The 13,702-nt window shown below is 69.7% G+C and carries 12 protein-coding genes; 7 read left to right on the top strand and 5 right to left on the bottom strand.

What is annotated here, in order from left to right:
* Nucleotides 1–30: 30 nt before the first annotated feature.
* Nucleotides 31–639 (top strand): DUF3043 domain-containing protein, encoded by a 609-nt coding sequence (locus tag J2853_RS21890; RefSeq protein ID WP_307560792.1) that lies wholly within the window; start codon nt 31–33, stop codon nt 637–639.
* Nucleotides 640–855: 216 nt separating this feature from the next.
* On the opposite strand, the gene J2853_RS21895 is transcribed toward J2853_RS21890, so the two are convergent.
* Nucleotides 856–2,175: an SMI1/KNR4 family protein gene (locus tag J2853_RS21895; RefSeq protein WP_307560794.1), complete on the bottom strand. Its 1,320-nt coding sequence runs from the start codon at nt 2,173–2,175 to the stop codon at nt 856–858.
* A gap of 58 nt (nt 2,176–2,233) precedes the next feature.
* Here J2853_RS21895 and J2853_RS21900 point away from each other — a divergent pair, with 58 nt between their 5' ends.
* The gene (locus J2853_RS21900) at nt 2,234–3,232 is read left to right on the top strand and encodes an aldo/keto reductase family protein (RefSeq protein WP_307560796.1); all 999 of its coding nucleotides are present in this window, start codon (nt 2,234–2,236) and stop codon (nt 3,230–3,232) included.
* Nucleotides 3,233–3,294: 62 nt separating this feature from the next.
* On the opposite strand, the gene J2853_RS21905 is transcribed toward J2853_RS21900, so the two are convergent.
* Nucleotides 3,295–3,501 carry a hypothetical protein gene (locus J2853_RS21905; RefSeq protein ID WP_307560798.1) on the bottom strand — a complete coding sequence of 69 codons (207 nt, stop codon included), beginning with the start codon at nt 3,499–3,501 and terminating at the stop codon, nt 3,295–3,297.
* 183 nt (nt 3,502–3,684) lie between these two features.
* On the opposite strand from J2853_RS21905, the gene J2853_RS21910 reads away from it, so the two are divergent.
* Nucleotides 3,685–4,833, top strand: coding sequence for a bifunctional adenosylcobinamide kinase/adenosylcobinamide-phosphate guanylyltransferase (locus J2853_RS21910; protein WP_307560800.1), 1,149 nt, complete (start codon nt 3,685–3,687; stop codon nt 4,831–4,833).
* A 396-nt stretch (nt 4,834–5,229) separates the two neighbouring features.
* On the top strand, nt 5,230–6,183 hold the full coding sequence (locus J2853_RS21915) for an adenosylcobinamide-GDP ribazoletransferase (RefSeq protein WP_307560802.1): 954 nt from the start codon (nt 5,230–5,232) through the stop codon (nt 6,181–6,183).
* 107 nt (nt 6,184–6,290) lie between these two features.
* On the opposite strand, the gene J2853_RS21920 is transcribed toward J2853_RS21915, so the two are convergent.
* From J2853_RS21920 to J2853_RS21930, 3 genes are all read right to left on the bottom strand, one after another.
* Nucleotides 6,291–7,214, bottom strand: coding sequence for a CPBP family intramembrane glutamic endopeptidase (locus tag J2853_RS21920; protein WP_307560804.1), 924 nt, complete (start codon nt 7,212–7,214; stop codon nt 6,291–6,293).
* Nucleotides 7,215–7,448: 234 nt separating this feature from the next.
* Nucleotides 7,449–8,450 (bottom strand): DUF1648 domain-containing protein, encoded by a 1,002-nt coding sequence (locus tag J2853_RS21925; RefSeq protein WP_307560806.1) that lies wholly within the window; start codon nt 8,448–8,450, stop codon nt 7,449–7,451.
* Nucleotides 8,451–8,489: 39 nt separating this feature from the next.
* Complete coding sequence (locus tag J2853_RS21930) at nt 8,490–8,837, bottom strand: GntR family transcriptional regulator (RefSeq protein ID WP_307560808.1); 348 nt, start codon at nt 8,835–8,837, stop codon at nt 8,490–8,492.
* A gap of 126 nt (nt 8,838–8,963) precedes the next feature.
* Here J2853_RS21930 and J2853_RS21935 point away from each other — a divergent pair, with 126 nt between their 5' ends.
* The 3 genes from J2853_RS21935 to sucB all read left to right on the top strand — a co-directional run bounded on the left by J2853_RS21935 (nt 8,964) and on the right by sucB (nt 13,549).
* Complete coding sequence (locus J2853_RS21935) at nt 8,964–10,451, top strand: leucyl aminopeptidase (protein ID WP_307560810.1); 1,488 nt, start codon at nt 8,964–8,966, stop codon at nt 10,449–10,451.
* A 207-nt stretch (nt 10,452–10,658) separates the two neighbouring features.
* Nucleotides 10,659–12,038: a dihydrolipoyl dehydrogenase gene (lpdA, locus tag J2853_RS21940; RefSeq protein ID WP_307560812.1), complete on the top strand. Its 1,380-nt coding sequence runs from the start codon at nt 10,659–10,661 to the stop codon at nt 12,036–12,038.
* Between the two features lie 35 nt (nt 12,039–12,073).
* The gene (sucB, locus tag J2853_RS21945; RefSeq protein WP_307560814.1) at nt 12,074–13,549 is read left to right on the top strand and encodes a 2-oxoglutarate dehydrogenase, E2 component, dihydrolipoamide succinyltransferase; all 1,476 of its coding nucleotides are present in this window, start codon (nt 12,074–12,076) and stop codon (nt 13,547–13,549) included.
* Nucleotides 13,550–13,702: the final 153 nt, after the last annotated feature.

Here is a 13,702-nt window from a genome sequence, read left to right on the forward strand (position 1 = left end):
ACTAAGTTGCAGTCCCGGTAGGCTGACGATGTGTTCCGACGTACCCAGACCACCGCGGACGACTCCCCCGCCTCCGATAACGATCCTAAGCCTGCGGGCAAGGGACGTCCCACACCCAAGCGCCGGGACGCCGAAGGCCGTCGCCGTCAGCCGGTGAACGCCCCCCAGAACCGCAAAGAGGCCTACAAACAGCTCCGCGAGCGCCAGGCCAACGATCGCGTCAAGGCGCGCGAGGGCATGATGCGCGGCGACGAGAAGTACTTCCCCGCCCGCGACCGAGGGCCCGCCCGCAAGTTCGCCCGCGACTGGGTCGACTCCCGCCGGGTCATCAGCCAGTACTTCCTGCCGTTCTCACTCCTCATCCTCCTGCTCACCTGGGTCCCCTTCCCGGCCGACGTCCGCGGGGTCGTCTACGTCGCGGTGATCACGATCGGCTGGCCTCTGATGATGGTCGGCGTGCTGTTCACCTCGATCTGGGTGTCCTGGAAGGTCAAGAAACTCGTCGCCGAGAAGTACCCCGACGAGAGCGTCAAGGGTGTCGGTTTCTACGCCGCCATGCGCGCACTGCAGATTCGCAAGCTGCGCTTCCCTCCGCCGGTCTTCCTGCCCGGAGGCAAGCCCGCCCCGCCGAAGAGGTAGGCCGCGAGCAGATCTTCCCGAACCCCTCGTCTCTCCGTGGAGAGGCGAGGGGTTCGCTGTGCGGGGACCGTCCGCACGAGATTCCCGATGCGGTTTCTGGCAATTTGCTGCGAATTTTCTACCAATTAGCTGTGTGAAGAATCTGCCCATATGAGAGTTTTATGGAGCATTTCACTATCTTTATCCCAATCGTTTGGGTGCCGGACACGCCATCGATCATGACTTGTCGGGGATGTTCCACTCCAGCTCGCCGTCGACCGCTTCGGGCTTCCAGTAACCGACGGACCCGCCGGTCTCCAGAGCGTTCGCGGTCGCCTTCAGCAGCGCGTAGTACGAGCCGATCCGGATCTCTCCCGGCGTGAAGCCCAGCTGACCTTCGTGGTCGGTTTCCCCGACGTCGCGCACCGCGGAGTCGATCACCAGATGATCGCCGCTCCCGTCGGCGCCGAACGGGATCATCCGCCCGTCCCACCACTCCGATCGCGGATCGCCCTCCTCGCCCCCGTCGATCTCGCACAGCCCTCGCCAGTGGTCACGGATGGCGCGGACGTCTTGATTCTCGTGGCCGAGGAAGCCGAACGCCCGGGTGTCCCTCGCGAAGACGGCTCCGTTGTGGCGGAGCAGGGAGGCCCGGAGGTCGTCGGGGAACCGCAGGCCCATCTGCGCCTCCGCGACCGCGATCGTCCGGGCCTTGGCGGGTTCGCCGAGCGTGAGACGGGTCTTGGGGGCGTTGGTCTTCAGCCACGTCTCGATCCGCCGCCACTGCCGGTTCACCGCCCGGGTCACCGTCGGGCTGACGGCTCGCGCCCTCGGCTCCCGGACCTCCGGCCGGCAGTCCGCGTCCGTAACCGGCTCACGGACCGGAACCGGCTCCTCCTCGGCCCGATCACCGTCCGCCGCCCCCGCACCGTTCAGGATCTCCAGGGAGACGTCCCCGGAGGCCTCGCCGTCCGACCCGGTCCAGGGGAAGACGTCATTGAACACGCATCCGACGGCCGTCGTCGCGACGCCGACCTCCCCTCCGGGCGTCACGCCGTACGCCTCTTCGGGACACGAATCGCTCTCGCGCCCGTCCGGCTCCCCTCCGGCGGTTCCCACGAAGGCCGTCGTCTCCTCGACGGTTTCCAGATCTTTCGAGAAGACCGCGTTCTCGAGGACCTGCGTGCCGAGGACCAGGAGGCACAGCCCGAGCCCGACGACGCCCCACCGGATCAGGCGCCCCCGGGCGACCTCCTCCAGCGGCGCCCTCGGCGCCCTGGACGGGAGGTCCCCGAAGAACCTCTCCAGGGCGGAGGGCCCGGTGGCATAGCGCACCAGGTCGTCGTCGGTGGGGACGCCCAGGATCGGAACCGGAGGCCACGACGGCTCGGGGGCGTTCCCGGCCTCCCCGGTCTCGCCCCCGGAGGCCGTCTCGGAAGTCGCCGGATTCTGCCCCGCCGGACTCCGGCGCAGGCGAAGGACCGCCACGACGATCGCCGCCACCGCGGCGACCGCGAGCACGAGCCGTACCCACCGGGAAGTGATCAACTTCGACATCTGGGGCAGAGTATCCCGAAATGAGTTTTCCTTATGAAGCCCGCTAGGGTCGAACACTATGGAATTCCGTCACCTTGGCCGCAGCGGTCTCATGATCAGCGAGATCAGCTACGGCAACTGGATCACCCACGGTTCCCAGGTCGAGGAGGACGCCGCCAAGCAGTGCGTGCAGGCCGCCCTCGACGAGGGAATCACCACCTTCGACACCGCCGATGTCTACGCGGGTACCAAAGCGGAGGAAGTGCTCGGCCGGGCCCTGAAGGGCGTCCGCCGCGAGTCCCTGGAGATCCTCACCAAGGTCTACTGGCCCACCGGCAAGGGCCCCAACGACCGTGGACTGTCCCGCAAGCACATCACCGAGTCCATCCACGGCTCGCTGCGGCGCCTGCAGACCGACTACGTCGACCTGTACCAGGCTCACCGTTTCGACTACGAGACGCCGATGGAGGAGACCCTCAAGACCTTCGACGACCTCGTACGGCAGGGCAAGGTCCTCTATGTCGGTGTCAGCGAGTGGAACGCCGACCAGATCTCCCGGGCTTTGAAGATCGCTGACGAGATGGGCTTCGACCGCCTGGTCTCCAACCAGCCGCAGTACTCGATGTTGTGGCGGGTCATCGAGGAGGAGATCGTGCCGCTGAGCGAGAAGGAGGGTCTCAGCCAGATCGTCTTCTCCCCGATCGCCCAGGGCGTGCTCACCGGCAAGTATCTGCCGGGCCAGCCGGCGCCCTCCGGTTCCCGGGCCACCGACCCGTCCGGTGGCAACATGATCGCCAAGTTGCTGAACGACGAGTTGCTCGCCCGCGTCCAGGAATTGAAGCCGATCGCCGCCGACCTCGGCCTGAGCATGGCCCAGCTTGCCGTGGCCTGGGTGTTGCAGAACCCGAACGTGGCCTCCGCCATCGTTGGGGCGACCAGGCCGGAGCAGGTCCGTGACAACGTCAAGGCGAGCGGTGTGAAGCTGGACGCCGACGTGTTGAAGAAGATCGACGATGTTCTTGGCTCGCTCGTCGAGCGGGACCCCGCCAAGACCGTCAGCCCCCCGAAGCGCGCCTGATCACTAAATGAACAAACCCCTCGGGTTTCCTCGCTGACGGGAAACCCGAGGGGCTTTCTCGTTCATTCGGAGCGCAGCGACATCTTCTCGTATTCGACCCGGTCACCATCAAGCAGGGTGACCTTCTCGACACCGGATTCCAGCAGCTCACGCCAGCTCTCGCCAAGCCAGGACTCGGCGTCGGCCTGACTCGGGAACATGTCGGACGGCAGAACTCCCTCGGTCACCTCGCCGCCGTTCGCGTTTTCATAACGCCAGTGCCAGGTCATGCATACGCTCCTTTTACGGGTCTTGCCGGTGCCCCCTCGACGGCTCAACGAACCCTACCTCCCCGAAGCGTTCCGAGCGTGGAGCCGAAAAATCACGCCGGCCGAAACGATCGGTTCGGGCACCCGTACGCTGAGGCCGTCAACGACCGCGGTCTGAGGGCCGGGCATCCTTGGGAGAACTCGGTGAAGGTCCTGATCTCCGGTACGGCGGGCGCGGGCGGCTGGCCGCTCCCGGACTGCGGGTGCGCCTCCTGCGCCCGGCTGGTCCACGGCTGTCGCCGCCCCACCGCGGTCGTCCTCTCCGACTCCGTACGGCTTCCTCCCACCGGCCCGCTCCCTTCCGGCTACCGGACCACGACCGGCGCCGACGGCCTCACCGTCACCACGCCCGACGGTGACCGGATCCTCTACGCGGCCCCGCTCCCCGTCCCTCCCCCGGACCCGTACGGCGAGCAGACCGATCCACGAAGCCCCGCACCCACGGGCAACCGGCAGGGGGCGTTGGATCAGGGGGCGCTGGATCTGGTGCTGGTGGACGTGCTGGACCGGCCGGAGCGCCTGGGAGATCTGCGCCGCAGAGGGCTGGTCGGCGAGCGGACGCATGTCGTGGCCGTGAACATCGATCACCGGGTGCCGACGGAGACCGAGCTGGCCCGGCGGGCCGCGCTGTGGGGGGTGCGTGCCGTACCGGACGGAACCGTCATCGACACCCGCGAGCCCGCGCCTCCCCTGCCCCCGCTCCCCCGCAGGACCCTGCTGCTGGGCGGGTCACGGTCGGGGAAGTCCGCGGAGGCCGAACTCCGGCTGGCGGCCGAGCCGGAGGTCCTCTACGTGGCCACCGGACCGTCAGGCGGCGACGACCCCGAGTGGCTTCGCCGGATCGACGCGCACCGGGACCGCAGGCCCGGCCACTGGGACACGGTCGAGACCACCGACCTGGCCGGCCTGCTGCGGACCGCCACCACCCCGATGCTGATCGACGGGCTCGGCACGTGGGTCGCCGCGGTCTTCGACGAGTGCGACGCCTGGGCGGACGGGGGCAGCACGAACGGGGAGAGCGGAGGGAGCGGGGAGAACACCGGGAGCGGCGGGGGCGGCAGGGACGGCAGAGACGCGGTCACGGCGCGATGCGACGAGCTGGTCGCGGCCTGGCGGCAGGCCCGTGCCCGGATCGTGGCGGTCTCCGACGAGGTCGGCCTCGGCGTGGTGCCCGTCACCTCCAGCGGCCGGATGTTCCGCGACACCCTCGGACGCCTGAACCAGCGTCTCGCCCTCGAATCCGAAGACGTCGCCCTGGTCGTGTCCGGTCGCCTCCTCCCCCTCCCCCTCTGACCCTCTTCGCCTCTTGACCCTCCCCCTGCCCCTCCCCCTCTTCGCCTCTTGACCTGCTTCCCTCTTCGGCCTGCTTCTTCCTTTGACCTGCTTTCCCTGGCCTGCCCTGTCCTTCGACCCGCTTGCCCCTCTGGCCTGCTTCCTCCTCTGACCCGCCTCGTCCTTTGACCTGCTTCTTCCTCTGGCCTGCTTCCTCCTCTGACCCGCTTCCTCCTCTGACCTGCCTCGTCCTTTGACCCGCTTCCTCCTCTGACCTGCCTCGTCCTTTGACCCGCTTCCTCCTCTGACCTGCCTCGTCCTTTGACCCGCTTCCTCCCCTGACCTGCCCCGTCCCTCGACCTGCTCTGTCCTTTCACCTGGTCGACGGCGCGTGCGGGGCCGCTACGCTCACCGATCGTGTCTGAAACGCCGCCTTCCGAGAGTTCGTCCACGTTCGCCGACGGGATCCGCCTCGCCATCGGCACGCTGAGCGTCTTCCCGGTCCGTCCGGGAGTGGTCGACCGCAGGGCGGGCGGGATCGCGATGACGGTCGCACCTCTCGTGGGGGTGCTGCTCGGGGCCGTCGCCGGAGTGGTGCTCACGCTGGCGCTGTGGCTGGGGATCACCCCGCTTCCGGCGTCGGTTCTGGCCGTGGGGACTCTGGCGTTGCTCACCCGGGGACTGCACCTGGACGGGCTGGCCGACCTCGCCGACGGGCTGGGCAGCGGCAAGCCCGCCGAACAGGCACTGGACATCATGAAACGGTCGGACATCGGCCCGTTCGGCGTCGTGACGCTGGTCTTCACCCTGCTGATCCAGATCATGATGCTGTCGGAGGCCACCGCCGCGGGGATGGGCCCGATCGCGCTGGTCACGGCCTGCGCGGCAGGAAGGCTCGCCCTCACCTGGGCCTGTCTCGCGGGCATCCCCTCGGCCCGGCCGGGCGGACTGGGCTCGATGGTCGCGGGCACCGTACGGCGAGGTGTCGCGCTGATCATGACCATCCTGGTGCTCGCCGGAACAACGGCCCTGGCCTTCTCCGCCTACGTCGGCGCCTTCACCTCATGGCTGCCGATCTCCTCCTTCACGACGTTCGGCCCGGTCCCCGCCGGAGACGGGATCCTCCTTGGGCACGGCCTGGTGGGTGGCTTCGAGGGCGGCGGGATACTCTCCACGAGCCCGGTACTCGGGGGAAGCGGGATACCGGTGTCATGGGGCTTCCCCGTGGCCGTCCTCGTGGGCTTGCTGGCGGCCTGGGCCCTGCGGCGAAGAGCCGTGCGACGACTCGGCGGGGTCACGGGAGACGTGCTCGGCGCTCTCGTCGAGACCGCCACGGCCGCGGCGCTGATGGCCTGCGCCATAACCTCCTGACCTGGCATCGCCGCCGCACGTGCCGCGAGGAACCTCGAAGGGATCTCAGAGCACGCCCGGACGGGACCCGGTGACCGGGAGACCCCGGACCGGAGAACAGGACGGGCTCAGACCGCGACAGGGACGGACTGCCGGACCGGCCGGCGCTTGAACAGCACGGCCGCGACGACGGCCAGCAGCGCGGAGCCGACCAGCCCGGTGATCCCGGCGACGGCGAGGTCAGGCGGATCGGCAGCGTCGCCGACGAGCACGACGAGAGCCCCCGACGCGTTCAGGGCACCGTGGCCGACCACCGCGGGCCAGAAGCTGCCGGAGTAGAGGCGGAGCCAGCCGAGCACGGCCCCGAAGACCACGCAGAAGATGACGAACATGGGCGCGGCCCACGCTCCGAGCTCGGGATAGTTGTAACCACGCAGGGTGAGCGGGGCGTGCCAGGCTCCCCAGATCACCCCGGACACCAGCAGTGCCCGCCAGGTGCCGAGCGGCATCAGGCGCGGCAGGAGCCAGCCTCGCCAGCCCCACTCCTCCCCGAGGGCCGCGATCGAGTTGATCAGTGGAGCGACCAGGATCGCCGATGCGATCTGCACCGCGGCCAGCACCTCGGGCTCCACTGGGAGCGACAGGCCCGGGGTGGCGGACTCCAGACCCTGACGGAACAGGCTGAGCCCGTCCAGGTCCACGGCGAGCAGCCCGAGGGCCGCGCTGAGCGCGATCGCCACGACGACCAGCAGCGGGGTGCCGAACCAGGCCAGCGCGATGAGCGCGAACGTGCGCCCCCTGCGCTCGCCCAGGGACAGGCCCGTTCGCGCCGCCCATTCGCGCCAGGTGGTCCCGGGCTGTCCGCGCCGCCTGCCGTACAGCCAGACGGCGAGCACACCGAGCGTCGGGGTGAACATCATCACGACACCGACCACCGTGATCATCGGCGAGCCGAGGGGGGCGCCCGTCAGCCAGACGGGAAGGGCGAACAACCAGGACAGGCCGAATGCGAAGAGCAGAAACAGCCAGAGATCCGCCGAACGACGAGGCATGAGGTCACCTTCCAAGGGGGGCTTTCAAGGGGGTCGCGAAGGATGCACGGGGCCTCTGACAGAGCCTCGGACCGCCTTGGACAAGGGCGGCCCAAGGCCAGGCGGTCGGAGGCGAGGTGGTCAGGAGCGGGGTGGTCAGAGGCGGGGTGATCAAGGGCGGGGTGGTCAGAGGTGAGCGGCGATCCGAAGGGACAGCGATCAGAGCGGGTCGGTCAGAGCGGGTCGATGCGGGATTCAGCTCGAACCGGCGCCGGCGCCGGCGGGTGCCTTGCCGGCGAGGGTGTTCAGGAGGGCGGCGCCACGTTCGGCGTCGTCGACCGAGATGGCGAGCCGCCCGCCGGAGACGTATTCCACGACCAGGCAATCCCCGCCCCGGATCATGATCGTCGCGGCGCCGGGCAGACCCCGGATGCCCCAGCCCCCGACCGTGCTGGGAAATCGCTCCTCCGACCAGGCTCGCCGCACCCGCGTGATCGGGATGTGCCTGCGGGGCTGACGCAACGGACCGTAGGAGATCCGCAGGCCGTCCTCGGTGACCCGCGCGCGCACCGAGCCGAAGGTCAGGGTCAGGACACCGGCCAGGGCCATGATCACCGTGGGAGACCACAGCATGTCCTTCCCACCGAGCAGGATGACCACCAAGAAACCCGCTCCCACGGTGAGCAGGGAGACACCGATTCCGGTGAGCCAGACGTTGCGCGCCGTAGAGAGCCAGACCGCGCGCTGGCCGGGACGGAGCCGGATGGTCTCCGTCGCGGTGTCGCCCGATCGCGGGCGCTCGTCGGGGCCGGGACGAGCGGCGAGCGCGCCCAGCCAGCCGCCCAGCAGCATCGCGGCGACCGCCGACAGCACGCCCCACGACAGGTGGCCGGCCTGCGGCCAGGCGGGGACGTCGAGGTTGGCGGTCAGCGTGACCAGTTGCAGGACCACGAGGAACAGACCGAGGCCGCACAGCAGGGCGCCGAGGCCCATCCGGCGCGGGCGCTGCCGGAGCACCCCGGGGACCCGAAGGGCGACCACGCAGGCCCCGCCGCCGATCAGCACCCACATGGACACCTGCAAGGTGAGCAGGGTGACGAAGGACATCGACCCGTCCGGAGCGCCCGACGCACCCCAGTGGGAGGCCATGGGTTCGGGCAGCCGGTCGCGCAGCGCCAGGGGAACGGCGACCAGAACGGCGGTCAGCAGCGCGAACCAGCCGATCGCCACGGAAAGGAATCGGCCTCGCAGGCCCATGGCGGTTTCTCCTTCGAAAGACCGGAGGCCGGCCCCCGGTCATGAGATTTCCCTGATGAGTTCGATGACGTCGTCGTGGCGGTAGCCGTACTGGCCGGCCTCGGCGAGCAGGGAACGCAGTTTCTCCTCGATCACGCTGCGCGGGTCGGGACGGCTGAGCACGCTCACCCCGCGTCCGCGGCGGAACTCCAGCACGCCCTCGTCGCGCAGGTCGCGCAGGGCGCGCAGCACCGTGTTGGCGTTGATGCCCAGCGCCTCGGCCAGATCCCGGGCGGGCGGAAGCCGGTCTCCGAGTGCGTACGACCCCTCGGCGATGGCTCGCCGGATCGCCTCGGCGACCTGCTCGTGCAGCGGCCGGAGATCGTTCAGATCCAGGGTAAGCAACATAATGCTAGCGACATTAGCATCATTTCTCTGAATGGTGCTACCCATGATGGCACCATCGAGGGGGACGATTCGTAGGACGAACCCTCGTTAACGTGCATTCGTCAAGCGCGACTAGCATCGGCCTACGTGACCACTGTGCGGCTGAACCCAATTGACAACGCTGTCTCGTTCGATACCGACGCCCTGGTCGTCGGCATCCATACCGGACCGGACGGCCCCCACCCCGCTCCCGGGACCGAAGGCCTCGACGAGGCGTTGGGCGGCAGGCTGGCCGCGACGCTCGGCAGCGTGGGCATGAAGGGCAAGCCCGGCGAGATCTCCAAGGTGCCGACCTTCGGCGCGCTGACCTCCCCCCTGCTCGTCCTCGTCGGCCTCGGAGACGCACCCGAGGGCGACTACGACGCCGAGGTCCTGCGCCGCGCCGCCGGCATCGCGATCCGCGCCCTGGCCGGCACCGGCCGCGTCGCGCTCGCCCTGCCCGCCGTGAGCGCGGAGCAGGCGGGAGCCGTCGCCATGGGCGGTCTGCTCGGCGCCTACTCCTTCGTCAAATACCGGACCACCGGTGAGCGAGTCGCCCCGGTGACCGAGCTGACCGTGCTGAGCGACGCCGAGGGCGCCCAGGCCGCGGTCGAGCGCGCCGCCACCCTGGCGGGCTCGGTCTCGCTGGTCCGTGACCTGGTCAACACCCCGCCGTCGGACCTGTGGCCGGCCCGCTTCGCGGAGATCGCCGAGCAGATGGGGTCGGAGGCCGGTCTGTCGGTGGAGGTCCTCGACGAGAAGGAGCTCGAGGAGGGCGGTTACGGCGGCATCGTCGCCGTCGGCCAGGGCTCGGCCCGCCCGCCGCGCCTCGTCCGTCTCGCCTACAGCCACCCCGAGGCGTCCAAGACGATCGCGCTCGTCGGCAAGGGCATCACCTTCGACTCGGGCGGCCTGTCGCTCAAGCCGTCGGCCGCGATGGACTGGATGAAGTCGGACATGGGAGGTGCGGGCTCGATCCTCGGCGCGCTCCTCGCGATCGCCAAGCTGGAGCTCAAGGTCAACGTGATCGGCTACCTCTGCCTGGCGGAGAACATGCCGAGCGGCACGGCCCAGCGTCCCTCCGACGTGTTCACCAGCTTCTCGGGCAAGACGGTCGAGGTGCTCGACACCGACGCGGAGGGCCGCCTGGTCCTGATCGACGGCATCGCCCGCGCCGGCCAGGACAACCCCGACCTGATCGTGGACATCGCGACGCTCACCGGCGCCCAGATCGTCGCCCTGGGCTGGCGGACGGCGGGCGTCATGGCCAACGACGACGACCTCCGCGAGGAGATCGTCGAAATCGCGGGCGAGCAGGGCGAGGCCGCGTGGGCCATGCCGCTGCCCGACGAGCTCCGCAAGGGTCTCGACTCCCCGGTCGCCGACATCGCCAACCTGCACCCCGAGCGCTTCGGCGGGATGCTGACGGCGGGCGTCTTCCTGCGGGAATTCGTGCCGGACGGCGTCCGTTGGGCACACATCGACATGGCAGGCCCCGCCTTCAACAAGGGCGAGGCCCACGGCTACACGCCGAGGGGCGGCACCGGGGCGATCACCCGGACCCTCGTGGGTCTCGCCGAGCGTTACGCGGGCTAGTCATCGCCGCGCAAGCGGGTCACAAGCAACGCAGACAAATGAAAAGATGCGGTTGTCGGGGTCAAGCCAAGGGCAGGGCACCGGCACGGCGTCGAGCCGGGCCCGAGGGCGGCGGCGTGGATCCGAGTCGGGATCCACGACGCCGGCGAGGGCCCGGATCGGGCGCGACCGTTGACACGGTATTCCGATCCGACAAGGAGCTTTCCTGTGGCTGATGGCAGCGGCCCCTACGACATCGTCGTCCTGGGTGGCGGTAGCGGAGGGTATGCCTGCGCTCTGCGGGCGGCCGAGCTGGGCAAGACGGTCGCGCTGATCGAGAAGGACAAGATCGGCGGCACGTGCCTGCACCGGGGATGCATCCCCACCAAGGCCCTTCTGCACTCCGCGGAAGTGGCCGACGAGACGCGGGAGAGCGCCACCTACGGCGTCCGGGCCCGTTTCGAGGGCATCGACGTGCCCGCGGTCCACGCGTTCAAGGACAAGATCGTGACTCGCGCCTGGAAGGGCGTGCAGGGACTGCTCAAGAGCAAGAACGTCACGATCATCGAGGGCGAGGGCCGTCTCGTGGGCTCCAACGGGATCGCCGTGGGCGACACCGTTTACGAGGGCCGCAACATCGTGCTGGCGACGGGCTCCGCGCCCCGGTCCCTGCCCGGTCTGGAGATCGACGGCGAGCGGGTCATCACCAGCGAGCACGCGCTCAAGCTGGACCGGGTGCCCACCTCGGTGGTCGTCCTGGGCGGCGGCGTCATCGGGGTCGAGTTCGCCAGCGTCTGGCGTTCGTTCGGCGCCGAGGTGACGATCGTCGAGGCCCTGCCGCACCTGCTCCCGCTGGAGGAGGAGTCGAGCTCCAAGCTTCTGGAGCGTGCCTTCCGCCGCCGCGGCATCAAGCAGGAGCTGGGCGTGTTCTTCGAGGGTGTCAAGATCACTGACACCGGCGTGGTCGTCACACTCGCCAACGGCAAGACCCTCGACGCCGAGCTGCTGCTCGTCGCCGTCGGCCGCGGCGCCGTCTCCACCGGCATGGGCCTCGAGGAGGCGGGCGTCACGATCGAGCGGGGCACCGTCACCGTGAACGAGTTCTGCCAGACCAGCGTGCCGGGCGTCTACGCGGTCGGCGACCTGATCCCGACCCTGCAGCTCGCCCACGCGGGCTTCGCCGAGGGCATCCTGGTGGCCGAGCACATCGCCGGGCTCAACCCGGTCCCGATCGACTACGACGGCGTGCCGCGGATCACCTACTCCGACCCCGAGGTCGCCTCGGTGGGCATCACCTCCGCCCAGGCCAGGGAGCGGGGCCACGAGGTCGTCGAGTTCACCTACGACCTCGCGGGCAACCCCAAGAGCCAGATCCTGCAGACTCAGGGCGCGGTCAAGGTCGTCGCGTCGAAGGACGGCCCGGTGCTCGGCGTGCACATGGTCGGCCGTCGCATGGGCGAGCTCGTGACCGAAGGGCAGCTGCTCTACAACTGGGAGGCCCTCCCCGCCGAGGTCGCCCAGCTGATCCACGCGCACCCGACCCAGTCGGAGGCCATCGGCGAGGCGATGCTGGCCATGGCAGGCAAGCCCCTGCACGTTCACAACTAACTAAGCCCTCACTTGGAACGCGAGAGAAGACACCAATGCCGAAGTCCGTACAGATGCCCCAGCTCGGTGAGAGCGTCACGGAGGGCACAGTCACCCGTTGGCTGAAGAAGGAGGGCGAGCGCGTCGAGGCGGACGAGCCGCTCCTCGAAGTCTCCACCGACAAGGTCGACACCGAGATCCCGTCTCCGGCGGCGGGCATCCTCACCAAGATCGTCGTGGCCGAGGACGAGACCGTCGAGGTCGGCGCCGAGCTCGCCATCATCGACGAGAACGGCTCCGCCGCCGCTGCCGCCCCGGCCCAGGAGAAGGCTCCCGAGCCCGAACCCGAGCCGGAGCCCGCCCCCGCTCCCCAGCAGGCGCAGCAGCCGATCTCCTCGATCCCCCAGCCCGCTCCCGCGGCCGCCCCTCCGGCCCCCGAGCCCGCCCCCGCCCCGGTCCCGGCTCCCGCCCCTCAGGCGGCCGCCCCGGCTCCGGCTCCGCAGGCCACCCAGCCGCCGCCGTCCCCGATCGCGACGCCGGCCACCGCGCCCGCCTCGCAGCCGTCCTCCGGCGACAGCCCGTACGTCACCCCGCTGGTCCGCAAGCTCGCCGGCGAGCACAACGTCGACCTGGACTCGCTGAACGGCACCGGCGTCGGCGGCCGGATCCGCAAGCAGGACGTCCTCGAGGCCGCCCGCAACCAGCGTGAGCAGGCCGCCGCCTCGGCTCCCGCCCCGCAGGCGTCCGCCCAGGCTCCGGCCCAGGCCGCCGCGCAGGCTCCCGAGCCGGTCGTGGTGGACACCACGCTGCGCGGCCGTACCGAGAAGATGTCACGCCTGCGTCAGACCATCGCCAAGCGCATGGTCGAGTCGCTGCAGACCGCGGCACAGCTGACCACCGTGGTCGAGGTCGACGTCACCAAGATCGCCCAGCTGCGCGACCGGGCGAAGGCGGAGTTCCAGCGGCGCGAGGGCGTCAAGCTCTCGTTCCTGCCGTTCTTCTCGCTCGCGACCGTCGAGGCGCTCAAGCAGCACCCGAAGCTGAACGCCACGATCAACGACGAGACCAACGAGGTCACGTACTTCGACGCCGAGCACCTGGGCATGGCCGTGGACACCGAGCGCGGCCTGCTCGTCGCGGTGATCAAGGACGCCGGTGACCTCAACATCGCCGGTCTCGCCCGCAAGACCGCCGACCTGGCCGAGCGCACCCGCACCAACAAGGTGAGCCCGGACGAGATCACCGGCGGCACGTTCACCCTGACCAACACCGGCAGCCGTGGCGCGCTGTTCGACACGCCGATCCTCAACAGGCCGCAGGTCGGCATGCTGGGCACCGGCATCGTCGTCAAGCGCCCGGTCGTCATGAACACCGCCGAGGGCGAGGTCATCGCGATCCGCTCGATGGTCTACCTCGCACTCAGCTACGACCACCGCCTGGTCGACGGCGCGGACGCCGCCCGCTTCCTGACGACGATCAAGCGTCGTCTCGAGGAGGGCCGCTTCGAGGACCAGCTGGGTCTCAACGGGTAATCCGTTCAGCCCTCTTCTCTCGCCGGGCCGGTCCGCGTTTCGCGGGCCGGCCCGCTCCGTTCTCCCGCGAAACCCCATCAGATCCCCGCCCTTCTCGGGATCTCGTGGGGTTTCACGAGGTTCCGCGACGGATTCCGGCGCGCGGTGAGTCCA

This window comes from Streptosporangium lutulentum (assembly GCF_030811455.1).
Classification (GTDB): domain Bacteria; phylum Actinomycetota; class Actinomycetes; order Streptosporangiales; family Streptosporangiaceae; genus Streptosporangium; species Streptosporangium lutulentum.